Origin of the sequence: Komagataeibacter oboediens (assembly GCF_003207815.1) — a bacterium.
In the GTDB taxonomy this organism is placed as follows: domain Bacteria; phylum Pseudomonadota; class Alphaproteobacteria; order Acetobacterales; family Acetobacteraceae; genus Komagataeibacter; species Komagataeibacter oboediens.
In genome coordinates, this window is the sequence record NZ_NKTX01000001.1 from 180,936 (window position 1) to 203,500 (window position 22,565).

The 22,565-nt window shown below is 63.2% G+C and carries 18 protein-coding genes; 8 read left to right on the top strand and 10 right to left on the bottom strand.

What is annotated here, in order from left to right:
* Positions 1-182 precede the first annotated feature (182 nt).
* Positions 183-2,630, bottom strand: coding sequence for a helicase-related protein (locus CFR80_RS00790; RefSeq protein WP_110507019.1), 2,448 nt, complete (start codon positions 2,628-2,630; stop codon positions 183-185).
* A 298-nt stretch (positions 2,631-2,928) separates the two neighbouring features.
* Here CFR80_RS00790 and CFR80_RS00795 point away from each other — a divergent pair, with 298 nt between their 5' ends.
* Positions 2,929-3,807, top strand: a complete 879-nt coding sequence (locus CFR80_RS00795) for a ferredoxin--NADP reductase (RefSeq protein WP_010515614.1) — start codon at positions 2,929-2,931, stop codon at positions 3,805-3,807.
* A 135-nt stretch (positions 3,808-3,942) separates the two neighbouring features.
* The gene (gene gorA, locus CFR80_RS00800) at positions 3,943-5,343 is read left to right on the top strand and encodes a glutathione-disulfide reductase (RefSeq protein ID WP_029329641.1); all 1,401 of its coding nucleotides are present in this window, start codon (positions 3,943-3,945) and stop codon (positions 5,341-5,343) included.
* Positions 5,344-5,457: 114 nt separating this feature from the next.
* Here gorA and CFR80_RS00805 read toward each other — a convergent pair whose 3' ends face one another.
* The gene (locus CFR80_RS00805; protein WP_010515617.1) at positions 5,458-5,802 is read right to left on the bottom strand and encodes a hypothetical protein; all 345 of its coding nucleotides are present in this window, start codon (positions 5,800-5,802) and stop codon (positions 5,458-5,460) included.
* Between the two features lie 308 nt (positions 5,803-6,110).
* Between CFR80_RS00805 and CFR80_RS00810 the strand changes: the two genes are divergently transcribed.
* The 4 genes from CFR80_RS00810 (at position 6,111) to gltX (ending at position 10,739) form a co-directional block, all read left to right on the top strand.
* A complete protein-coding gene (locus CFR80_RS00810; RefSeq protein WP_010515619.1) occupies positions 6,111-7,514 on the top strand; it encodes a class II 3-deoxy-7-phosphoheptulonate synthase in 1,404 nt (467 codons plus the stop codon).
* A gap of 31 nt (positions 7,515-7,545) precedes the next feature.
* On the top strand, positions 7,546-8,712 hold the full coding sequence (locus CFR80_RS00815) for a beta/alpha barrel domain-containing protein (protein ID WP_010515620.1): 1,167 nt from the start codon (positions 7,546-7,548) through the stop codon (positions 8,710-8,712).
* Positions 8,713-8,763: 51 nt separating this feature from the next.
* A complete protein-coding gene (locus CFR80_RS00820) occupies positions 8,764-9,132 on the top strand; it encodes a hypothetical protein (RefSeq protein WP_010515621.1) in 369 nt (122 codons plus the stop codon).
* 269 nt (positions 9,133-9,401) lie between these two features.
* Positions 9,402-10,739 carry a glutamate--tRNA ligase gene (gltX, locus tag CFR80_RS00825; RefSeq protein ID WP_010515622.1) on the top strand — a complete coding sequence of 446 codons (1,338 nt, stop codon included), beginning with the start codon at positions 9,402-9,404 and terminating at the stop codon, positions 10,737-10,739.
* A 109-nt stretch (positions 10,740-10,848) separates the two neighbouring features.
* On the opposite strand, the gene CFR80_RS00830 is transcribed toward gltX, so the two are convergent.
* The 4 genes from CFR80_RS00830 to rpsD form a co-directional block, all read right to left on the bottom strand.
* A complete protein-coding gene (locus tag CFR80_RS00830) occupies positions 10,849-11,634 on the bottom strand; it encodes an RNA methyltransferase (protein ID WP_029329642.1) in 786 nt (261 codons plus the stop codon).
* Entirely contained in the window at positions 11,631-12,995 is a 1,365-nt protein-coding gene (gene cysS / locus CFR80_RS00835; protein WP_010515624.1) for a cysteine--tRNA ligase, read from the bottom strand. The genes CFR80_RS00830 and cysS overlap by 4 nt, the downstream gene beginning before the upstream one ends.
* Positions 12,996-13,081: 86 nt before the next feature.
* Positions 13,082-14,644, bottom strand: a complete 1,563-nt coding sequence (prfC, locus tag CFR80_RS00840) for a peptide chain release factor 3 (protein WP_010515625.1) — start codon at positions 14,642-14,644, stop codon at positions 13,082-13,084.
* A 118-nt stretch (positions 14,645-14,762) separates the two neighbouring features.
* Complete coding sequence (gene rpsD, locus CFR80_RS00845) at positions 14,763-15,380, bottom strand: 30S ribosomal protein S4 (RefSeq protein ID WP_010506989.1); 618 nt, start codon at positions 15,378-15,380, stop codon at positions 14,763-14,765.
* Positions 15,381-15,695: 315 nt separating this feature from the next.
* On the opposite strand from rpsD, the gene CFR80_RS00850 reads away from it, so the two are divergent.
* Complete coding sequence (locus tag CFR80_RS00850) at positions 15,696-16,244, top strand: HdeD family acid-resistance protein (RefSeq protein WP_110507020.1); 549 nt, start codon at positions 15,696-15,698, stop codon at positions 16,242-16,244.
* Here CFR80_RS00850 and CFR80_RS00855 read toward each other — a convergent pair.
* A complete protein-coding gene (locus tag CFR80_RS00855) occupies positions 16,223-16,996 on the bottom strand; it encodes an NADPH-dependent F420 reductase (RefSeq protein WP_010515627.1) in 774 nt (257 codons plus the stop codon). The genes CFR80_RS00850 and CFR80_RS00855 overlap by 22 nt on opposite strands.
* A gap of 122 nt (positions 16,997-17,118) precedes the next feature.
* Between CFR80_RS00855 and CFR80_RS00860 the strand changes: the two genes are divergently transcribed.
* Positions 17,119-17,466: a hypothetical protein gene (locus CFR80_RS00860; protein WP_010515628.1), complete on the top strand. Its 348-nt coding sequence runs from the start codon at positions 17,119-17,121 to the stop codon at positions 17,464-17,466.
* Between the two features lie 13 nt (positions 17,467-17,479).
* Here CFR80_RS00860 and CFR80_RS00865 read toward each other — a convergent pair whose 3' ends face one another.
* The 3 genes from CFR80_RS00865 to alaS all read right to left on the bottom strand — a co-directional run bounded on the left by CFR80_RS00865 (position 17,480) and on the right by alaS (position 22,018).
* Positions 17,480-18,328 (bottom strand): endonuclease/exonuclease/phosphatase family protein, encoded by an 849-nt coding sequence (locus CFR80_RS00865; RefSeq protein ID WP_010515629.1) that lies wholly within the window; start codon positions 18,326-18,328, stop codon positions 17,480-17,482.
* Positions 18,329-18,380: 52 nt separating this feature from the next.
* Positions 18,381-19,073, bottom strand: coding sequence for a carbonic anhydrase (locus tag CFR80_RS00870; protein WP_010515630.1), 693 nt, complete (start codon positions 19,071-19,073; stop codon positions 18,381-18,383).
* Positions 19,074-19,366: 293 nt separating this feature from the next.
* Complete coding sequence (gene alaS / locus CFR80_RS00875; RefSeq protein WP_010515632.1) at positions 19,367-22,018, bottom strand: alanine--tRNA ligase; 2,652 nt, start codon at positions 22,016-22,018, stop codon at positions 19,367-19,369.
* Positions 22,019-22,565: the final 547 nt, after the last annotated feature.

The window sequence follows — 22,565 nt, forward strand, 5'->3', positions numbered from 1 at the left end:
TCCTGCCTGACCGGCCGGCTGTCAGGCTGCCAATGCGCAGGATGGCCCTGGGGCAGATAACCGGCCCACAGGACATCCTGCAAATTGAAGTTTTTGGTGAAGCTTTTTTCAAGAAGCTTCGAAGAACACCGCCTTTTTGGAAAAAGGCGGCATCCATAAACGTTTGTCTTCCTGCCTCTCCCTTACCGCCGCTTGCGGTGCGGGCGCTTGCCTTTGGGCGGTGCCTCACGGTTGCGGCGTCCCGGCGGATTGGCGCGGTTGTCGGGGCTGAAGGGGGTTGTACGTGGCGTGCGGGCGCGGATGCTCTGCTGGCGCAGCACGTCCTCGATCCAGTCATTCAGGCGTGCGGTCGTGGCCTCGGCCTCCTCGCGATTGATGTAGGCTTCGGGAAAGCGCAGCGCCAGCCACCGCCAGGCCACCAGTCGCTTGTGGCGCTTTTCGGCCCGTTCCAGTTCCGTGCGTTCGGCCCGTTCGGGGGGCGGCAGGCGGCCCGTGCCCGGCGGTGGCACGGCATTGCCCGCCGCATGGTCCGCCGCCCAGTGGACAAGGCGCTGGATGCCATTGTCACGGTCATCCACCGGGCACATGGCGTAAACCCAGCGCTGCGCCAGCGTCAGGTCCGCAACCCCTTCCAGCGCGGTGGCAATGGCGAAGGCCTGTTCCATATTGGCCAGACGGTAATTGGGGTCATCACGGCGCAACACCGCGCGGCGGATACGCACCAGCACGCCAAACAGGCTGTCCGATCCGATTTCGGCCGCCACGGCCTGTACGATGTCGGCATCCGGCTGGACCTGCGGGCGCATGTCCTCGATCGGCTGCGGGGGGGCAGCCAGCATGGCGTGGATGAAGGACGGGCTGCCCACCCCTTCCAGCACGGCCACGACACCCTGTTCATGCTTGCCATAACGCCCGGCGCGGCCGCCGATCTGCTTGACTTCCTGCGGGTTGAGGTCGCGCGTCTGGTTGCCGTCATATTTGCGCAGGGCTGCGAAGACGACGCGGCGGATGGTCAGGTTCAGCCCCATGCCGATGGCGTCGGTTGCGATCAGGATATCGGCGTCGCCATCATTGAAACGCTGGGCCTCCGCCCGGCGGACTTCGGGGCTGAGCGCGCCATACACCACCGCTACCCGCTTGCCCTGCGCCAGCAGCAGTGCGCGCAGGTCCAGCACCTCGCGCCGGGAAAAGGCGATCAGCGCGTCATGCTTCTGCAGTTCATGCAGGCTGACCGAGCGTTCAGCCGCGACCAGCGGGCTTTTGCGTTCCAGCCGGATTTCATCCACCGGGTCACCACACAGTTCGGCAATGCGCCGGACCATGGGAATGCAGTCGGGCGCGCCCAGAATGAACAGGTGCCGCGCAGGCGCACCCATGATGGCCGCCGTCCATGCCGCCCCCCGGTCGGGGTCGGTCAGCATCTGGGCTTCATCAATGATGGCGACGTCAACCGGATTGTTCAGCGGGCACATTTCCACGGTTGCGGCCAGATGGCGGCTGCCGGGCACGTCGATGCGTTCTTCGCCGGTGGCAAGTGATGTCGGCACACCGCGCGCGGTCAGCGACTCGCGGAATTCATGGGCCAGCAGACGCAGGGGTGCCAGCGCCAGGCCGCTTTCGGCGCGGGCCAGCGCATCAAGCGCGGTATGCGACTTGCCGCTGTTGGTCGGCCCCGTCACCAGCGTGATGCGGCGGTTGAGCGCGCGCGCGGTGCGGAAATGGGCGGCATAGCGGTCAAGGGCGGCGACCTGCGCGATGACGGCATTGCCCACGCGGCGATTGCCAAGGTCGGGGGCCAGCGGCGTGCGCGACGGGGTGTCCTGTCCCTCCCTGCGCCACTGGGGCAACTGCTGGCGCAGGGCCATGAGTTCGGTGGGGTCGAATTCCCACCGTTCCTGCCCATCCGCCTGTGGCACGCGACGGGCGACCGGCAGCCGGTTTTCCGCGATCCAGCGCAGGGCCTCGCGGTGCGGACAGCGCAGCAGGCCGGGCACGTCGCTGAAGGGGACAAGGCTTTTTTCCCATTCGCGCAGGCGCAGCACTTCCTCACGCCGGCGCGCACGTGCCGTATCCTCGATCCGGGTGTCGCGGTCCTTGCGGCTTGCATCCTCGCGTTCCAGTCCGGCGGCGAAGGCATCCGCATCCGGCAGGGCAAAGGCGTCGGCCACCGCCACGGCCAGGGTGCGCAGTTCCGCAGGCGCCAGCGTGCGGCCGGTGCCGTCAAACAGGTCGGCGCGGATGTTTTCCACTGCGGCGCGGGGCGTTTCGCCCTGCGCGCGCAGTTTTTCGCGCAGCACGGGGGCAAGGGCCGACAGCAGGCGGGCATCATCGGGTTCGGGGTCGTCCACGCTCACGGCGGCGGCTTCGGTATCCGCGCGCGTGACCCATACCTGTCCCGCGCGGCGCGTCAGGTCCATGAGGCGCGACCCCCATGGCTTGCGCCGGACGGTGCACAGCGCGCTACGGAACGCGGCGTCATCTATCTGTGTCGCGCCGGGTTGCAGCATGCGGGCGATCACGCGCTCCAGCTTCGGGCGCTCGCGGGTTTCAACATGCAGCCCGGTTGCGGCGATCGCCGCATCCAGCGCCAGCAGGGCAGGGGCGGCCCGGTCGGGGAATTCAGAAGTCATACCTGACTATGTGCGTCATCCGTGCGCGGACGACAATGGACTCCCTACTTGCATCCGGTCCCGAAATCATCGAATAGAGGCCCGCATCGTACGCGTGTGGCGTGACATGCGCGCACCGGAACGGACATTATGCGGCAGATCTGTTCCCTGTAGCGCGTGATATGTTTGTTTTGTGCTGGAATTCCACGCTGTGGATGGCCTAAACATGCCCGCACTCAAGCTTATGTAGCTGTGGGCGGGCGCATGTTTCAGGATATCCTGTGTCTGCGTCATACCCAGCCGGGAGAATGATAACCAGATGTCCGATACGTTGATTGTGCCTACTTCCGAAACCATGCTGACGGGCCTTGCCCCGGTAGCCGGTCAGGAAGGCGTGTTCCACCTGGCCGAACCGACCAAGGAATACAGCCACCTGAATGCTGAAACCGTCCTGTCGGTCCATCACTGGACGGACCGGCTGTTCAGCTTCACCACCACGCGCGACCCGGCGCTGCGCTTCGAGAACGGTCAGTTCACGATGATCGGCATCGAGGTCGAGGGCAAGCCGCTGCTGCGTGCCTACAGCATCGCCAGCGCGAATTACGAGGACCACCTCGAATTCCTGTCGATCGCCGTGCCTGATGGCCCGCTGACCTCGCGCCTGCGCCATGTAAAGGTGGGCGACAAGGTGCTGATCGGTCGCAAGCCCGTCGGCACGCTGCTGCTGGACAACCTGCGTCCAGGCCGCAACCTGTATTTCCTGTCCACGGGCACGGGGCTTGCGCCCTTCATGAGCCTGATCAAGGACCCGGAATGCTATGAACGCTACGACCATGTGATCCTGAGCCACACGGTCCGTATCTCGGGCGAACTGGCCTATTCCAACCACATCCGCCACGAACTGCCCGAACATGAATTCCTGGGCGAGGACGTGAAGGGCAAGCTGCTGTATTACCCGGCCGTGACCCGTGAGGAATTCGCCGTTACCGACCGCATCACCAAACTGATCGAGACAGGCAAGATCTTCAGGGATCTTAATATCCCCGAACTCGACCCCGAACATGACCGCGTCATGATCTGCGGTTCGCCGGAAATGCTGGCCGATACGGAAAAGCTGCTGCAGGACCGTGGCTTTGACGAGGGGAATAATTCCAACCCCGGCGCCTATGTGGTGGAAAAGGCGTTCGCTGAACGCTGATCCCGCCCCAGCCCCGGCCATGGACCCCCAGGCCGGGGCTTTTTTGTTGGCCCCGCCCCGCGTCCGGGCGGTGGAACGCCGGAATGACGCATGCTGTCGCCGTCCTTCCGGCTGGAAGCAGGATGCACAACCGGCATGAGTTATGATTTCGATCTGTTTGTAATCGGCGCGGGTTCGGGTGGCGTACGGTGCGCGCGCATCGCCTCCAGCCATGGGGCGCGCGTGGCCGTGGCGGAAAGCCGCCATTGGGGTGGCACCTGCGTCAACCTTGGCTGCGTGCCCAAGAAACTGATGGTCCAGGCCAGCGAATATGGCGACTGGGTGGATGACAGCCACGGCTTTGGCTGGAACACGAAGCGCGGGCAGCACGACTGGACCGCGCTGATTGACGCCAAGGACCGCGAGATCACGCGCCTGAACGGGCTGTATGTCTCGATGCTGGAAAAGGCGGGGGTCGCCCTGTTTACCGGCCATGCCACCATTGAGGACGCGCATACCCTGCGTATCGACCCATCGCCGCTGGCCCCCGACGAGGCCCCCCGCCGCGTGACCGCGGCCCGGATCGTCATTGCCGTGGGGTCCACGCCGACGGCCCCGAAAATACCCGGTGCGGAATACGCCATTTCGTCCGACCAGGCTTTTTACCTGAAGCACCGCCCGCAGCGGGTCTGCATGGTGGGTGGTGGATATATTGGCGTGGAGTTCGCGGGTATTTTCCGTGGGTTCGGGTCAGAGGTCGACCTGGTCTATCGCCAGCAGCAGCCGCTGCGGGGGTTTGATGGCGACCTGCGCCATGCCCTGCACGACGCCATCGATCTGCGCGGCATCCGCCAGCATGCCAGCGCGTCCCCCACCGGAATTGAAAAGCGCAGGGATGGCAGCCTTGCCGTCACCCTCGATAACGGCAGCCAGATTGAAACCGACTGCGTTTTCTTCGCCACCGGACGTCACCCCAAGATCACTGGTCTTGGCCTGACGCAGCTTGGTGTCGCGATGGAGGAAAACGGGCGCATCATCGTGGGCGACGACAGCCAGACGACGGTGCCCGGCATTTACGCCATAGGTGACGTGACCAACCGGCTGAACCTGACCCCCGTGGCCATTGCGGAAGGGCATAACCTGGCCGACCGCCTGTTTGGCACGGCACCCGCGCGGCAGTGGTCCTATGCCACCACGCCCAAGGCGGTGTTCTTCACCGCGGCGCTGGCCAGTGTCGGCCTGACGGAAGCCGAGGCGGCGCATAAGGGCGATGTGGATGTCTATGTCAGCCGCTTCCGCCCCATGCGCAATACGCTGAGCGGCCGTCAGCAACGCACGTTCATGAAGCTGGTGGTGGATCAGGCCAGCCAGGTCGTGGTGGGCGCGCACATGCTGGGTGATGACGCGCCGGAAATCATGCAGGGGCTGGCCATTGCCGTGACGGCGGGCCTGAAGAAGGGGGAGTGGGACCGGACCATCGGGATCCATCCCTCCTCGGCGGAGGAATTCGTGACCATGCGCACCCGCACGCGGGTCACGCCCCATCATCCGGTCTGATACAAAAAAACCGTTGCCGGTCAGTGTTCCGGCAACGGTTTTTTCAAAAAGCTTCAAGGGAACGTCGCCTTTTTAAAAAAGCGACATTCTGAATCTTTTATATTTTTCAGTATGTTAGCGGGGCGCGACCCAGCCATTGCCGGTCGAATCGCCAAGCTGGCCATCGCCATTGATTCCGCTGCTCTGGTACGAACTGCCGAAACGCGACAGGTCCGTGCCCGTGACCGAATCACGATGCACGTGTTCCAGATGGTCCGGGTCGGGACCGTGGTTCAGTTCCATGGACGGCGCTTCCTCATAGCCGGGCGGCAGGTGGTTGCGCTGGCCATGAACGGTCATCTTGTCTTCGTTCTGGCTACTGCTGTCGTCGCTGCTGTCGGGCGCGGCCATGGCCGTCACGCTGAACAGGCACAGCCCTGCTGCCAGGGCGGTTATGAATTTCCCACGTGTGGTGGCCATGATCCGTAATCCTTTTACCTGAGGGGGCACCATGCCAAACCATGCCCCGTCAGGGGAAGCCGTGGTGTGGCAGGCCAACCATGCTGCTTTTACATATGGGGGAAGCATGGGTGTAATGCGACCTTTAACTGGATGGATCGGGCCGGTTTGTGGCGTCAATGCAACATTGATCCCCCGCTGGCGGCATGGCCATGGGGGGCAGGCCCAGAACAGGCTTTGCCATGCCGGGCTTTTTTCGACATAAAGGCTGCCCTTCCGCCACGGGCGGTGGGGACTGTCTTGTATCAAGAGGAATTAGGATCCGACCCATGAGTGCGACGCACAGCCACAACAGTTCTTCCCGGCAGGCCTGGACGCCGGAGAGCTGGCGGTCGTTTCCGGCGCGGCAGATGCCGCGATATCCCGACGAAGCCGCCCTGCAGGGCGTGGAAGCGCGCCTGCGCCGCTATCCGCCGCTGGTTTTCGCGGGGGAAGCCCGGCGCCTGCGCACCCATCTGGCCAAGGCCGCCACGGGGCAGGCCTTTGTGCTACAGGGTGGCGCGTGCGCCGAAAGCTTCAGCGAATTCACCGCCGACATCGTGCGCGACACCTTCCGCGTGCTGCTGCAGATGGCCGTGGTGCTGACATTCGGCGCGAAGGTGCCGGTCATCAAGATCGGGCGCATGGCCGGGCAGTATGCCAAACCGCGCTCGTCCGATACCGAGACGAAGGACGGCGTGACCCTGCCGTCCTACCGTGGTGACATCATCAATGGCTCCGATTTCACGGAAGCCGCGCGCATTCCTGATCCGAAGCGCATGGAAACCGGCTATTTCCAGTCCGTCGGCACCATGAACCTGCTGCGTGCGTTTGCCGGCGGCGGTTATGCCAACCTGCATGAAGTCCATCGCTGGAACCTCGGCTTTGTCGAGCGTTCGCCGCTGGCGCAGCGCTACGGGCAGCTGGCCGAACGCATTGGCGAGACGCTGGACTTCATGGCCGCGTGCGGCCTGACGGCGGCGACCACGCCCCAGATTGACGAGACCGAGTTCTATACCTCGCACGAGGCCCTGCTGCTGCCGTACGAGCAGGCGCTGACCCGCATCGATTCGACATCGGGCGAATGGTATGACTGCTCGGCCCATTTCGTGTGGATCGGGGACCGGACCCGCCAGCCCGATGGCGCGCATGTCGAGTTCCTGCGCGGGGTGCGCAACCCCATCGGCATCAAGGTCGGTCCGACGACGACCATCGAGGATCTTGAGCAACTGCTCGACATCCTCAACCCGACCGATGAAGCGGGGCGCATTTCGCTCATCTCCCGTATGGGGGCGGGCAAGGTGCGTGAGCATCTGCCGCCGCTGCTCGAGAAAGTGATGGCTACGGGGCGGACGGTCACATGGTTGTGTGATCCCATGCACGGCAACACAAGCTCGACCTCGACGGGCGTCAAGACGCGCTCCTTCGATGCCATCCTGTCCGAGATTCACGGCTTTTTTGACGTGTTCGAGGCAGCAGGCGCCCACCCCGGCGGCGTGCATTTCGAGATGACCGGCCAGAACGTGACCGAGTGTATCGGTGGTGCGCACCGCTTGACGGAAGACGATCTGGGTGAACGCTATGAAACCTTCTGCGACCCGCGCCTAAATGCGGAACAGTCGCTGGAGATGGCGTTCCGTCTGGCCGAAGAGCTGAAGACGCGGATGCATCGCATGAATGGCGGGGCACGCTAGTCCCGCCCGGATGGGGGGATTGGAGGGGCATATGACCCACGGTGACAGGACAAGGCACGACAGGGGTGCCGGCGCGGTGGAACAGGATGTGATCGCCGCCCGCACGGATGCGTATTTCAACCGCACACGTGCCATTGTCGAACACTTTGGGGACAGGAAGGTGACATACGCCATCTTCCTGCGCCGCCCCGTCGTGTCCGCGCCCCGGCTTATGGTGGACTGGCTGCATGCCGTCGCCGCCGAGCGCGGGATCGAGATCGAATGTGACGTCATGTTCCCCGAAGGGACATGGGTGGGCGCGGGTGAGCCGCTTGCCTACGTAACCGGATCGTTCGCGCAGCTTGCGGTGCTGGAGACACTGGTGCTCCAGCGTCTTGGCCCGGCCTGCGTGGCCGCGCACAATGCCTACCAGATGTCCATGGCACTGCCGCATGTGCGCTTCATGGCGATGGAAGCACGGCACTGTGCGGGCTTTGGCATGCAGGAACAGATGGCGTATGCCGCTTCCGTCGGCAGCCATGCTGCACAGAAGGAGGGTGCGCTGGGCTTCATCGGCAGCGCCAATGACGCGACAGCGCATTACTTCGGCACCAAAAAGGGGCTGGGCACCATGCCGCACGCGCTGGTGGGGTATGCCGGGTCCACCCTGAGGGCGGCAGAAATGTTCCATGAGGTCTATCCCGACATGGACCTTGTGGTGCTGGTGGATTATTTCGGGCGTGAGGTGACGGACGCGCTGGAAGTCTGCCGCCATTTCCCTGATCTTGCGGCAGCCGGGCGACTGGCCGTGCGGCTGGATACGCATGGTGGCCGCTTTCTGGAGGGGCTGGACCCGCAATCGTCCTATGACGTGCTGGAGCGGCACACGCCGGGCAGTATACGGCGGTACCGGTCGGACAAGGAACTGCGCTACCTTGTGGGCACGGGGGTGTCCGCCGCTGCCATCTGGCGCATGCGTGAAGCACTGGACGAGGCCGGGTTCGCGCATGTGCGCATCATCGCGTCGTCGGGTTTCAGCGTGGAAAAATGCCTCAGCATGGCCGACGCCCATGCGCCGGTCGATGTGATTGGCACGGGGTCGTTCATCCCCGATCGCTGGTCCGAAACCTATGCCACGGCGGATATCGTGGCCTATGACGATGTGCCCCGGGTCAAGGCGGGGCGTGAATTCCTGCTGCGTCATATGCGCAACCGCTAGGTCGGTCATGGGCTTACGTCCCCGAAGGGACGCATAACGAAAGGCTTCATCTTGTCAGAAACCATTTTTGCCCCCGAAGGGGGGTGGCGCGTGCGGATTCTGGATCTGTCAGGCGGTGCCGAGGATAATATTGTCGAGGAAGTCGGCGGCTTCCCCGACCTGATCCAGGCCAATGCCTTTGCGCGGGCCTATGTGCGCGACAGCATCGAACGCTGCCGCATGCCCGGCCTGTCGGCAGCTGACATCCTCAAGGCATGGTTCTCCTTTGGCGAGGACGCGGAAGTGCTGGAAGCGGGCGATCAGGGCTGGCGTTCGGCCAATGAACTGGATGATTTTGCAGCCCACGCCGCAAGCCCGATGGAGCGCGACTGGCGCGCGTTTGACCCCCGTCGTGGCGGTGATGAGGAAGACGAGGCGTAAGAACGTCCCCTGAAACTGTAAAAATATAAAAGTTTTTGGGCGCCGCTTTTTTGAAGAACGGCGGCGTTCGCTGAGGCCGGTCTAAAAAAAATTTTCCAATACCCTGCGTATTGAACCAGCAGTTTTTCCCGAGACCCTTCTGCCAGATCGGGCGGGGCCAGCCCCCGTACTGGCATGTGTCGGGGGCGGGCTTATGGGCAGGCGTATTCCACATCGGATTGCGCATGTGTTCTCTGGCATTCGGGACGTAATCGCCGCATATAAGGGGCATGAAACTCCGTTTTGCGCCCAGCCCGACCGGGCTGATCCATGTCGGCAATGCGCGTCAGGCCATTGCCAATGCCCTGTTCGCCCGCCGCCACAATGCACGCTTTCTGCTGCGCATTGACGATACCGATCGCGGTCGCTCGAAAGAGGAATACGTGCAGGCCCTGCAGGACGACCTGCGCTGGCTTGGCATTGGCTGGGATGAATTCGTGCGCCAGTCGGACCGGCTGGACCGCTATGCGCTGGCCATTGAAAAGCTGAAGGCCAGCGGGCGGCTGTATCCATGTTTTGAAAGCGAGCAGGAACTGGCCTCCAAGCGCGAGGCCCGTATCCGCATGCGCAAGCCGCCGGTCTATGACCGCGCCATGCTGCGCATGACCCCGCAGCAGCGCGCGCAGGCCGAAGCCAATGGCAAGGTGCCGTACTGGCGCTTCAGGCTGTCGGATCATCGCACGGTGGAATGGAACGATCTGGTCATGGGGCCATCGCGCGTGAAGCTGCCCGCCATTTCCGATCCCGTTCTGGTACGGGCGGACGGGACGGTGCTGTACACGCTGGCATCCGTCGTGGATGACATGGAACTGGGCATTACCCACATCATCCGCGGTGAGGACCATGTGACCAATACCGGCGTGCAGATCGACATTGCCGAGGCGCTGGGGGCAAAGCGCACCCAGTTCACCTTCGCGCACCTGCCGCTTTTGCTGGATGAAGGCGGTGGCAAGCTGTCCAAGCGGTTCGATGGGCTGTCGATTCGCGCGCTGAGGCAGGACGGGGTCGAGCCCTCGGCCATCGTGTCCTACCTTGCCCGCCTGGGCAGTGCGGATGATCCGGCGCCGCTGTCGTTTGATGAACTGGCCAAAACGTATGACCTGGGGCGTGTCTCGCGCTCGGCCGCGCGGTTCGACATGCGACAGCTGCTGGGCCTGAACCGCCGCATCATGCATGCCATGCCGTTTGACGAAATCCGTGCCCGCCTGCCCGAAGGGGCGACGGAAGCCTTCTGGCTGGCGGTGCGGGGCAATGTGGATATGGCGGGCGAACTGCGCCACTGGTGGGATGTCGTGGCCGGGGAGATCATTCCTCCGGTGATCGAGGATGCAGACCGTCCCTTCCTGTTGCAGGCGCTCGAGTCGCTTCCTGTCGAACCGTGGGACGAAACCACATGGAAGACATGGACCACGGCTGTGAAGGATGCCACGGGCCGCACGGGACGTGCCCTGTTCCACCCGCTGCGCCTGGCGCTGACGGGGGAAGACAGCGGGCCGGAAATGCGTGACCTGCTGCCGCTTATGGGCCGGGCGCGGGTGGCCGACCGGTTGCAGATTGCGGCACGCTGATACAAAAAAGCCCGGTTTCGCACCGGGCTTTTTTAATGGAGAAGGATTGGAAATAATAAAAGTTCTTGGGGACTGCCTTTTTTCAAAAAGGCGGTGTTCTTTGAAGCTTTTACTTATCGCCGCCCTGCCTGGCCTTGCGCCCACGGGACAGTTCGGTCACCACGCCATGCAGCGTGCGCAATTCCTGTTCCGTCACCTCGCCACGCAGGAAGAAGTGACGCAGGTTGCGCACCATGCCAGGCCGCTTCTGTTCATTGCGCAGGAAGCCGCATTCATCCAGATCAGCGATCAGGTGGCGCATGAAGTTGTCCAGTTCGCCCCGGGTGGCCACATGCGTCTCGTTGGTCATGAGCGTGCGTGGCGGCGTATCATCCGCTGCCATCCACCACTCATACGCCATGATCATGACTGCCTGCGCCAGATTTAGTGACATGAACGCGGGATTGAGTGGATAGCGGATCAGCGCATCGGCACGGGCCATGTCCTCATTATCCAGCCCGGCGCGTTCAGGGCCGAACATCAACCCGACTTTCAACCCGCGATCCGTCATTTCCCGCAGTTCGGCAGCGCCGCCGCGTGCGGTCAGCACCGGCTTTACGATATGGCGCGGGCGCGGGCAGGTGGCAAAGACATGATGCAGGTCGGCCACCGCGTCATCGACCGTATCAAAGACCTGCGCGGATTCGAGGATACGGTCAGCGCCCGAGGCACTGCGCCACGCACGTTCCTGTGGCCAGCCGTCACGGGGTGCAACAATACGCATGTGGAACAGGCCGCCATTGGCCATGGCGCGGGCGGTGGTGCCGATGTTTTCGGCCATCTGGGGCCGGACAAGGATCACGACCGGGCTGTTGCCAATGGGGCCGATATCCGCCCCGCCGTCGCGGCCGGTCATGCCTGCCTCCATGTCGTGCCCTGCGGGCCGTCTTCCAGCACAATTCCCTGTGCCGCAAGGTCGTTGCGGATTTCATCGGCACGGGCGAAGTCACGCGCCTTGCGTGCGGCCAGCCGTTCTGCAATCAGGTGTTCGATATGGGTGGGATCAACCTTCGCCCCCCCGCGGAACCATGCCTCCGGCGTGTCCTGCAGCAGGCCCAGCAGGTTGCCCGCCGCCTTCAGGCGTGCCGCAGCCAGACTGTCACCCGTCATGGCCGTATCGGCCAGTGCGTGCATTTCCGCCAGGGCGCGGGGGGTATTCAGGTCATCACACAGAACCTGCACCACGCTGTCGGGTGCGGGCACGGGATATTGCATGGGATCAAGGTTTTCCAGTGCGCGGTAGAAGCGATCGAGCATCTGGCGGGCTTCATTCAGCCCTTCGCGGGTAAAATTCAGCACCGAGCGGTACTGCGCGCGCAGCAGCAGCAGGCGCAGCGCCTCCGCCGGGGTATCACGCAGCACGTCGCGCACGGTCAGGAAGTTGCCGAGGGATTTCGACATCTTCTCCCCGTTCACCAGCAGCATGGCGTTATGTACCCAGTGATTGGCAAAGCGCCCATGCGGGTGGCAGCACATGCTCTGCGCGCGTTCATTTTCATGGTGGGGGAACAGAAGGTCCGACCCGCCGCCATGAATGTCGAAGCTTTCGCCCAGGTAACGCTGTGACATGGCCGAACATTCGATATGCCAGCCCGGACGGCCCCGGCCCCATGGGCTGTCCCATCCCGGCGTCTGGTCGTCGGACGGCTTCCATAGCACGAAGTCACCCGGATCACGCTTGTAGGGTGCCACTTCCACCCGCGCGCCCGCGATCAGGTCATCTGGCGTGCGGCCCGACAGCGCGCCGTAGGAGGGGTAAGTGTTCACTGCGAACAGGACATGCCCTTCGGCTTCGTAGGCATGGCCGCTTTCGATCAGGCGGCGGATCATGTCCTGCATTTCACCGATATGGTGGGTCGCGCGTGGTTCCACATCCGGTGGCAGGATGGAGACGGCGGCCAGGTCCTCATGAAAATCGTGGATGGTGCGTGCCGTCAGGTCCGCAATGGATTCGCCATTGGCATGGGCGCGGGCGTTGATCTTGTCATCCACGTCCGTGATGTTGCGCACGTACGTCACGCGGGGGTACAGGTGGCGCAGCAGGCGCACCAGCACATCCGCCGTCAGCATGGCGCGCAGGTTGCCGATATGCGCCAGATCATAGACCGTGGGGCCGCAGTAATAGACCCGCACGTTATCGGGTGCCAGCGGGACGAAGGGAACGGTGCTGCGCGTCCTGCTGTCGTGCAGGTGCAGGCGGGGCTGTGTGTCGGACATGATGCGCCTAGATGCGACAGACAGGCGGGATTAGGCAAGACCTCATCTGTGCCTTTGCGGTGGGCCAGCCGGGCCGGCCCGTCCGGTCAGCCGATTTCCTGCCCGATCTGCTTGATGTCATGGAACGTCAGGTCCGGGTTGCCTTCCGCCGTGCGCCGCATCATGAACGCGGACGAGGCAAGGAACACCGGATCCCCATCAATGTCATCCGCCATGGCCGTGCGGTTGGCCATGCAGAAGGCATCCAGTTTCTCACGCGGGCCGGTGACCCAGCGGGCAAGGTTGTAGGGTGTCGATTCGAAGCCGATCGCAACCCCGTATTCGCCCTTCAGCCGCGATTGCAGCACGTCCAGCTGCAGCGTGCCGACCACGCCCACGATTGGCGGCGCGCCATCCTGCGGGCGGAACAGCTGGACCACGCCTTCTTCCGCCAGTTCGGTCAGGGCCTGCCGCAGCTTCTTGGCCTTCATCGCATCATCCAGCCGCACACGGCGCAGGATTTCGGGCGCGAAGTAGGGCACGCCGGTAAAGCGCAGGTCCTCGCCTTCGGTCAGGGTATCGCCAATGCGCAGCGTGCCATGGTTGGGAATGCCCACCACGTCGCCCGCGAAGGCTTCCTCGGCCAGCTGGCGGTCCCGGGCAAAGAAGAACTGTGGCGTATGCAGTGCGAACTGCTTGCCGATCCGCACATGCTTGAGCCGCATGCCGCGCTGCAGCTTGCCCGAGCAGATGCGGGCAAACGCCATGCGGTCGCGATGGTTGGGGTCCATGTTGGCCTGGATCTTGAACACCAGCGCGGTCAGCGCCGGTTCATCCGCGCGGACGTTGCGGGTTTCGGTCGCCTGGTCACGCGGCGGTGGACCGAAGGCGGCCAGCGCATCCAGCAGGTCGGTCACCCCGATTTCCTTCATCGCGCTGCCGAAGAACACCGGTGTCAGGTGACCGGCATTGAAGCTTTCAAGGTCGAATTCCGGCAGCGCCGCCTCAACAAGTTCCAGTTCCTCGCCCAGTTGCACCATGCGCGGGTCCGTCTGGTCCAGCGGCTCGGTTACGTGCAGTTCGCGGTGGCGGATGTCATAGGTGCCGACAAATTTGGCAGCACGGCCCACCGGCCACGTGGCGGGCGAGGTGTCGAGCGCCAGCGAGGACGAGATTTCATCCAGCAGGGCAAACGGGTCCTGCGATTCGCGGTCCATCTTGTTGATAAAGGTGACGATGGGAATATCGCGCAGGCGGCAGATTTCGAACAGCTTGCGGGTCCGGGCCTCGATCCCCTTGGCGGCGTCGATCACCATCACGGCGGCGTCCACCGCCGTCAGCGTGCGGTAGGTATCTTCCGAGAAGTCTTCATGGCCCGGCGTGTCGAGCAGGTTGAAGATGCAGCCGCCATATTCAAACGTCATGACCGATGTCACGACGGAAATGCCACGGTCGCGTTCGATCCCCATCCAGTCCGAACGCGTGCGTCGCCGTTCCCCCTTGGCCCGCACGTTGCCCGCCATCTGGATCGCGCCACCGGCGCGCAGGATGCGTTCGGTCAGCGTGGTCTTGCCCGCATCAGGGTGGGAGATGATGGCGAATGTGCGCCGCCGGGTGATTTCGGCGGCAAGCGGGGTATCGGCGGCGGTGGCGGTCACGGTCTTGTCCATTCCTGCGGCTGGCCCGGCGGAAGGGATGCGGAAGCGGGCAGGGGCCAGAAACGCGGACGCCGGACGCGGGGACAAAACCCCACGCCCGGCGTCACGCCTGCCCGGTTCCGGGACTTGATCAGCGAGAGTAGAATTCGATGACCAGGTTCGGTTCCATCTGGACCGGATACGGAACGTCCGACAGCTTGGGGCTGCGCAGGAAGGAGCCCTTCATCTGGCGGTGGTCCACTTCCATGTATTCCGGCACGTCGCGTTCGCCGCTCTGCGCTGCATCCAGCACGATGGCCAGCTGCTTGGACTTTTCACGGACTTCGATCACGTCACCATCACGCACCAGATAGGACGGGATGTTGACCTTGCGGCCGTTGACCGTGATGTGGCCGTGGCTGATGAACTGACGCGCCGCGAACGGGGTGATCGCGAACTTCAGGCGGTACACGACCGCGTCCAGCCGGCGTTCCAGCAGGTCGATCAGGTTTTCGGAGGTATCGCCCTTGCGGCGGACGGCCTCGTCATAATACTTGCGGAACTGCTTTTCACCGATGTTGCCGTAGTAGCCCTTCAGCTTCTGCTTGGCCATCAGCTGCACGGAGAAGTCGGACGGCTTCTGCTTGCGGCGCTGACCATGCTGGCCGGGACCATATTCGCGCTTGTTGACCGGGGACTTTGCACGGCCCCACAGGTTTACGCCAAGGCGGCGATTGATTTTGTACTTGCTCTCAAGGCGCTTGCTCATCTGCGCGCTCTCTCTTCATTCATCTGCATGGCACACGGCGGAAACCGCATGACCATGTCGTTGCACCGGTAGGTCCTGTTCCGCATGAACAGGACGGGCGCGCCACGTATTACCGGCACCGGGGAGCAATCACCCATGGGCACCAGCCGTATCGTCCACGTTCCCGGCAGTCGGGCGCGTATAGAAGTACCGTGCCCGTCCTGTCAATCATCATGCATGCCGCCCCACGGCAAAAGCCTGTATCGCACAGTGCTGCCGGCCTGTTATGAAACGGACACCGGAAGAAGACATGACGGAAACAAGGGGGTTTTGCGCATGGATACGCCATTTACACAGCGCTGGGGGCTGTTTGTCGGCCTTGGCGCCATATCGTTCGGGCTGGGCATCGTGGCATGGGTGGATGCGCTGGCGGTGTCGCTGGCCAGTACCATCCTGCTTGGCGTGCTGCTGTTCGTCGCGGGCGCGGTACAGCTTGTGCATGCCTTTGTCGTGCGCGACTGGAGCGGGCGTTTCATGTCCATTCTGGGCGGCGCGCTGTATATCCTTGCGGGCACGATGATGATGGAGGAACCGACAACGGGTTCGATGGTCATCACCATCTTCATTTCCGCCTGCCTGGTCGTATCGGGCATCGGGCGCATCATCATGGCGTTCCAGCACCGTGGCCTGCAGGGATGGTGGCTGATCCTGCTTGGTGGGCTGATCAGCCTGCTGGTGGGGGTGTGCCTGTATGCAACGCTGCCGTGGTCGGGGCTGTGGCTGATCGGCACGTTCGTCGCCGTTGAACTGATTGCCGCGGGCATCGGCTGGATCCAGTTTGGCCTCGCCCTGCGGCAGGCCGCCTACATCCCGCCTGCAAACTGAGTGGCAAGGTTGCGGTCAATGGGATTGTTGGCCGTAACCCCCAGCAGGTTGCGCAGGTCGGTGGCGTTCATCCGTGCCTCGAAACCGGGGCCGCCGGGCTGGAATAGCTTTGCCGTCGACAGCGGTCCGACGGTGACGGGGTCGAATCCCGCGTCGTGGATCAGCCAGCCCGCCACATACAGTGCCTGCACCACATCGCCCGCCATGGGCAGGGCCAGACGGGGGGGCGTGCGGAAGGTTTCGGCCTCCAGCGTGGTCATGTCCTCGGAATTGAAGGCCCGCACGACCGAGGCCTGCGGGAACATCGCCTGCGTGGTTACGCCCGCCCCCTTGGCCAGTGCCAGCCGCCCGATCTTTCCATCCCGCCAGCCATAGGGGTTGGAGGGGTCGATCAGCGGCTTTGTCCCCACGATCGACCCGATGCTGTGCCGAAGCTGGGGCAGCGCGCCATAGGGGACCGCCAGCACAACGGCATCGCCAAACCTTGCCGCTTCCTGTGGTGTGCCTTCGCGGGCAAGGGGGTAGAGTTCCGATGCCAGTTTCTTCGCGGCACTTTTATGAATGTCGGAGAACATGACCTGGTGTCCCGCCCGGCACCATAAATGCCCCAGCGTGCTGCCGACATGGCCCGATCCGATCATGCCGATACGCAGGGGCCGTCGTGCATGGGCCACCCCGGGCAGGCTGGCAGGGACCAGCGCGCCCAATGCGGCGAACAGGCTCTGTCGGCGGGTCAGTTTCAGGGCGGTCATGCATTTCTCCTGTTCTGGCGGCATGTGGTAGTATGGCACGGGATGGCGTATCCATGGTTGGTTCTTTGCCGACCTGTCCGATATATGACACAGACTTGGCTGAAGCAGGAGTTACAGCGTCAATGACCGATACCCCCGATCAGGACCGGAACGTGGTCGCGCAGTCCGCTGTCCCCGCTGGCGTGGAACATCCGGTGGAAGCCCTGCACGAGGCCGTGCAGCAAGACGAGGCGGCGCTTGCCGCAACCACCGTTCCCGATCCCGGCCCGGTGCCCGAGGCCCAGACACAGGTCGTACCCACCGACCATGATGCCGTGGCCACCAGCCAGGCAGCCGCCACGGCCGCCATGGCGCCCGAATTCATGCCCTACAGGGAACTGTTCCAGCTTATGGGCGCGATCGTGTTCGTGCTGGTCGTGCTGGCGGTAGGGTGGAACGCCATGCATGCATCGGGTATCTGGCCGGAATGATCGCCTGATCCCGTCAGGGCGGCGACAGCCGGACCGAGACGGGACAGTGATCGGACAGGCGCATGGTGTCGTCGCGTCCGTTTTCGCGGTACAGCATGACCCGCAGGCTGTCCGGCTGCAGCCAGTCACGCGCGGGGCCGCCCGCCATGATATGGTCGATGAAATAACTGCCCTGCGCACAGGGGCTGGCGTGTCCTGCGGTTGCCAGCGTAAGCGGACCGTTTTCCGTCAGCGACCGCCAGGCAGGATCGTCGGGTGCGAGCAGGCGGTTGAAATCACCCATCACGACAAAGACTTCCCCTTCATCCTGCCGTTCCATGATCCAGTCCTGCACGATCGCGATCTGCCGCAGCAATGTCCGGCAGACGGGCCTGTTCCGGGTCGTGGCTGACGAATCGCGGCATCCCGCCTTCAGATGCACCACCAGAATGCGCAGGCTGTCCGCGCCACTGCCAACCGTCAGGTCAAGCCCGGCCCGCAGGTGACGGGGCGCGGTGGAGGGATAGACATCCAGCGCCGTGACATCTGGATGCCGGATAACCGGCAGGTCCGCACGGACCGCAAGGGCGACTTTCTGCACGACCGTGTCGTCGGATAGGAGGATGCGGTAGCGTGGGGCGGGGAACAGCCTTGCGGCAAGCTGCGCGCTGTCGATTTCTTCCAGCGCCGCGATATCGGGGGCAAGACGGCGGGCATAATATGCCAGCCGGTCCAGTTCTGCCGTGGTGCGCGGTGTGACATCCTCCGGCAGGTCGGGATCGCCCTGTGGGCGCGTGGTCAGCCAGTCAAGGTTCCATGTGGACAGCTTGAGACTGCCACCAGCCTGTGCCCCGACGGGCAGGACCATGAGCGCAAGGGCCACGGTCAGGCGGAAGCCCGCCCGCCGTATCCCCTGCGCAGACCATGGGGCCGGGTTATGGCGTGGTGGTGTCGCCTGCCTTCTGTGCCTGCAGCTTGGCAATGGCTTCGTCCACATGAATGAACGTGCGCGACGTTTCATCCAGCACGACAACTTCCCCACTGGCGATGTCATAGAACCATCCCTGCAACGTCAGGGTGCCGCGGGCAACCCCTGCCGCGACGGCGGGATGGGTGCGCAGGTGGGCAATCTGCAACTGCACGTTCTGTTCGGACAGGCTGCGAACGGTGGCAGGCCCGGCGTCGGACGCTTCCAGCACGGCGCGTGCAGCTTCGGCATTGCGCAGCCAGCTTGCGACGGTGGGCATCCGGGCCAGTTTCGTGGGGTCGGGATCCAGCAGCGCCTTCATCGCCCCACAGTTGGAATGGCCGCATACGATGATATGCGACACCTTCAGCGCGCTGACCGCATATTCAATGGCGGAGGACACGCCGCCCAGCATTTCCCCATAGGCGGGTACGATATTGCCGATATTGCGCAGCACGAACAGGTCGCCCGGCTGGGTCTGCGTGATCATGCTGGGATTTACCCGGCTGTCGGCGCAGGCGATGAACAGCGTATCGGGGGACTGGCTTTCCGCCAGGCTGGCGAACAGTTCGCGGTTTTGCGGAAAGACTTCAGTATTGAAGCGCTCCACGCCATGCAGCAGATCGATAAGGGTATCCCGGGCAGTATGGGTATCGGCCATTGTAAAATCCTGTCACCTGAATGTCCGGATAAAGGGAAATGCGCCCACCGCACGGGCATTGCTGCGCAGTCCGGTAGCTGGGGTAGTATCCCATGCTATCTGTATCATGGAAACACCTGCATGTCACAATTGTTTCTTCATGCGGGGCAGAGGAAATACTATGTAACCACAATATAATTAAGAAACATTCACTTTTTGTATTGAATTGGTGATGGGTGAAGGCACGGGCGTACAGCACAACGGCGCACAGGGTGCGCCGTTGCATATCCGTTCCGTCCTGTGAGGGCGATGGGTCAGGCCGCGCTGCCAGCCTGCATGGCGGTGCGCACGGCATCGAGGGCTGCGTCCGCCCTGCTGGTATCCGGGCCACCGGCCTGCGCCATGTCGCGGCGGCCACCACCGCCCTTGCCACCCATGGCGGCGCTGGCGGCGCGTACTAGGGTTACGGCATCCACCTTTTCCGCAAGGTCGGGCGTTGCGGCGACCACAATGCTGCCCTTACCATCCGCCGTGGAAATCAAGGCGATCACGCCCGACCCGATTTCCTTGCGCAGGGAATCGGCCAGTGGCTTGAGTTCCTTGGGCGGCAGTTCGCCCACGTTGCGGGCGTCAAGCCTGATGCCATTGACCTCCACAATGGATGCCGCCGACTGGTTGCCCGATGCCAGCTTGCGCTGCAGGTCGGAAATCTGGCGTTCCATCGCCTTACGTTCCTCCAGCAGCACGGCAAGGCGCTCGGGCGCTTCCGCGGGCGGCACGCGCATCATGGCGGCCATCTGGTTCAGGCGCTCTTCAGTGGCGACGGTGGCATTCTGCGCGGCAAGCCCGGTCACGGCCTCGATACGCCGCACGCCCGACGATACGCCACTTTCGGATGTGATGCGGAACAGGCCGATGTCGCCGGTGCGACGCACATGGGTGCCACCACACAGTTCGATCGACCAGCCCGCGCGCCCGTCCTCGGGGCCGCCCATGGAGACCACGCGGACCTCGTCACCATATTTTTCGCCAAACAGGGCCATTGCACCCTGTTCTATGGCTTCTTCCGGCGTCATGTGGCGCGTGGCGACTTCCGTGTTTTCACGGATGCGGGCATTCACCTCGGCCTCGATATCGGCCAGTTCCTCCGGCGTGATCGGGCGCGGCTGGCTGACGTCAAAGCGCAGGCGGTCGGGTGCGTTCAGGCTGCCCTTCTGCGTGACATGATCGCCCAGCCTGCGGCGCAGGGCTTCATGCAGCAGGTGCGTGGCGGAATGGTGGGCGCGGATGGCGCTGCGGCGGTCGTGATCGACCTGTGCCGTCACCGCCATGCCGGGTTTGACCGTGCCTTCAATGACCGTGCCGTAATGCACCAGCAGGTCGCCCAGCTTCTTCTGCGTATCGGTAATGGCGATATGCAGGCCGGGGGCGGTAATGGTGCCGGTATCGCCCACCTGTCCGCCGCTTTCGCCATAGAACGGCGTCTGGTTCAGCAGCAGGGCGATTTTGGTGCCGGGGCCGGCGCTGTCCACCTGTGCATTGTCCACGACCACGGTCTGGACTTCGGCATCCGATGTTTCGGTGGTGTAGCCAAGGAATTCGGTGGCGCCAAACGTATCACGCGCCTCGAACCATACGGTTTCGGTTGCGCTGTCACCCGATCCGCTCCATGCCGCGCGGGCGCGCTTGCGCTGCACGTCCATGGCTTCGTTGAAGCCTGCCACGTCCACGCTATGGCTGGTGCCACGCAGGGCGTCCTGCGTCAGGTCCAGCGGGAAGCCGAAGGTATCATATAGCTTGAATGCAACAGCGCCCGGCAGGGGCGCGCCATCGCCAAGGTGTTCCGTCTCGTCCGCCAGCAGCGACAGCCCACGGTCCAGCATCGCCTTGAAGCGTTCTTCCTCACCCTTCATCGTGCTTTCGATCAGGGCACGGGCGTGGATCAGTTCGGGATAGGCTTCGCCCATCTGCCGGATCAGCGCGGGAACGAGCTTGTAGAAGGTCGGTTCCGTCGTGCCCATCAGGTGCAGGTGGCGCATGGCCCGGCGCATGATGCGGCGCAGGACATAACCGCGCCCGTCCTTGGACGGCAGCACGCCGTCGGCGATCAGGAACGAGGTGGAGCGCAGATGGTCGGCCACAACGCGGTGGCTGGCATTGAATGGACCGTCCGGGTCCTGACCCGTGACTTCGGCCGAGGCCAGGATCAGGGCGCGGAAGGTATCCGTATCATAATTGTCACGCTTGCCCTGCAGGATGGCGGCAAAACGTTCCAGTCCCAGTCCGGTGTCGATCGACGGACGTGGCAGCGGTGAGCGCGTGCCGGGCGGGTTTTCGAAATACTGCATGAACACGAGGTTCCAGATTTCGGTAAACCGGTCGCCATCCTCATCGGGGGAGCCGGGCGGGCCGCCCGCCACTTCTGGGCCGTGATCGTAGAAGATCTCGGAACACGGGCCACAGGGGCCGGTATCGCCCATGCGCCAGAAATTGTCGGAGGTGGGGATGCGGATGATCCGGTCATCCGGCAGTCCGGCGATCTTGCGCCACAGGGTGGCCGCTTCCTCATCATCGGCATAGACGGTGGTCAGCAGCTTTTCCTTGGGCAGGCCAAAGGTGCCGGTAACCAGATTCCACGCCAGTTCAATGGCTTCCGCCTTGAAATAATCCCCGAACGAGAAATTGCCCATCATCTCGAAAAAAGTGTGGTGGCGGGCGGTATAGCCAACGTTGTCCAGATCGTTGTGCTTGCCCCCTGCGCGCACGACCTTCTGCGCCGTGGTGGCGCGGGAATACGGACGCGTTTCCTGTCCGGTGAACACGTTCTTGAACTGCACCATACCAGCATTGGTAAACAGCAGCGTCGGATCGTTGTGCGGCACCAGGGACGAGGACGGCACGATCTGATGCCCGTTCCCCGCAAAATAGTCGAGGAAGGTGGCGCGAATGTCGTTTGTTGTGAACATGGCGGGAAACGGACGATCCTGTATTGAAGGTATGGATGTAAAACCGGTTTCATTCACCTAGCGCACGTAGCGCCGGACCGGAAGTATGAACATGCGTGTTGTGTCCACATGGCGAGGGCGTGATGCACGGGATACGGCAGGGCAGGCAGTGTCGGGCACCAAACGTGGAACGGTTGGCCCGCAGGACCTGGTTGACGATGCCCCGGCCAGTCAGGCACCAGGTGCGACACGGTCATGTGGCGGCCTGTACGTTTCCAGAATATTTTTTTGGTAAAGCTTCTTTGAAATGCTTCAGGAATCGGCCTCCTTCAGGAAGGAGGCGATGCCTGATAATTTTATTATTTTTGATTAATTGAGTATTTTTTTGATATGTCGGGGAAATGATGCCAACCATTTTTGGTGCGTATTTTTATTACTTTCCCGCGTCCGTTTTATACATAACCATCCCAGAATGGTAGAATACGGATATATTGACGCCATGCCTCGACCGTCCTGTCGGAGCAGGTCGATGTGCCAGTCCAGTGGATGCCACGTCAGGCAGTCCGGA

Coding starts and splice junctions, on each gene's coding strand:
- CFR80_RS00790 (WP_110507019.1), bottom strand. CDS start 2,630: ATGACTTCTGAATTCCCCGACCGGGCCGCCCCTGCCCTGCTGGCGCTG.
- CFR80_RS00795 (WP_010515614.1), top strand. CDS start 2,929: ATGTCCGATACGTTGATTGTGCCTACTTCCGAAACCATGCTGACGGGC.
- gorA (WP_029329641.1), top strand. CDS start 3,943: ATGAGTTATGATTTCGATCTGTTTGTAATCGGCGCGGGTTCGGGTGGC.
- CFR80_RS00805 (WP_010515617.1), bottom strand. CDS start 5,802: ATGGCCACCACACGTGGGAAATTCATAACCGCCCTGGCAGCAGGGCTG.
- CFR80_RS00810 (WP_010515619.1), top strand. CDS start 6,111: ATGAGTGCGACGCACAGCCACAACAGTTCTTCCCGGCAGGCCTGGACG.
- CFR80_RS00815 (WP_010515620.1), top strand. CDS start 7,546: ATGACCCACGGTGACAGGACAAGGCACGACAGGGGTGCCGGCGCGGTG.
- gltX (WP_010515622.1), top strand. CDS start 9,402: ATGAAACTCCGTTTTGCGCCCAGCCCGACCGGGCTGATCCATGTCGGC.
- CFR80_RS00830 (WP_029329642.1), bottom strand. CDS start 11,634: ATGACCGGCCGCGACGGCGGGGCGGATATCGGCCCCATTGGCAACAGC.
- cysS (WP_010515624.1), bottom strand. CDS start 12,995: ATGTCCGACACACAGCCCCGCCTGCACCTGCACGACAGCAGGACGCGC.
- prfC (WP_010515625.1), bottom strand. CDS start 14,644: ATGGACAAGACCGTGACCGCCACCGCCGCCGATACCCCGCTTGCCGCC.
- rpsD (WP_010506989.1), bottom strand. CDS start 15,380: ATGAGCAAGCGCCTTGAGAGCAAGTACAAAATCAATCGCCGCCTTGGC.
- CFR80_RS00850 (WP_110507020.1), top strand. CDS start 15,696: ATGGATACGCCATTTACACAGCGCTGGGGGCTGTTTGTCGGCCTTGGC.
- CFR80_RS00855 (WP_010515627.1), bottom strand. CDS start 16,996: ATGACCGCCCTGAAACTGACCCGCCGACAGAGCCTGTTCGCCGCATTG.
- CFR80_RS00860 (WP_010515628.1), top strand. CDS start 17,119: ATGACCGATACCCCCGATCAGGACCGGAACGTGGTCGCGCAGTCCGCT.
- CFR80_RS00870 (WP_010515630.1), bottom strand. CDS start 19,073: ATGGCCGATACCCATACTGCCCGGGATACCCTTATCGATCTGCTGCAT.
- alaS (WP_010515632.1), bottom strand. CDS start 22,018: ATGTTCACAACAAACGACATTCGCGCCACCTTCCTCGACTATTTTGCG.